Annotated in this window: 1 protein-coding gene; it reads left to right on the top strand. The window is 58.5% G+C overall.

Features of this window, described 5'->3' with window-relative positions; all coding sequences use genetic code 11:
• Positions 1–236 (top strand): thiamine pyrophosphate-dependent enzyme (locus SB756_RS35320; RefSeq protein ID WP_410913913.1); only part of this gene is annotated, 236 nt, incomplete at both ends.

Here is a 236-nt window from a genome sequence, read left to right as displayed (position 1 = left end):
ATCTATGCACCGCTGTTGCTGAAGCAGCTTTCCGATCGCAAACCAGCCAATACCGTAGTGACCACCGACGTCGGTCAGCACCAGATGTGGACGGCGCAACACATGGCATTCAGTGCGCCAGAGAACTTCATCACCTCCAGCGGCTTAGGCACCATGGGCTTTGGTTTACCCGCCGCCATCGGTGCGCAGGTTGCACGCCCGGAAGATACGGTTATCTGTGTCTCGGGCGATGGCTC

The sequence above is a fragment of the Pseudomonas sp. SIMBA_068 genome (assembly GCF_046534705.1).
Lineage (GTDB): Bacteria > Pseudomonadota > Gammaproteobacteria > Pseudomonadales > Pseudomonadaceae > Aquipseudomonas > Aquipseudomonas putida.
The sequence above is the reverse complement of the archived record's forward strand: the minus strand, read 5'-3'. Positions and strand labels throughout refer to the sequence as shown.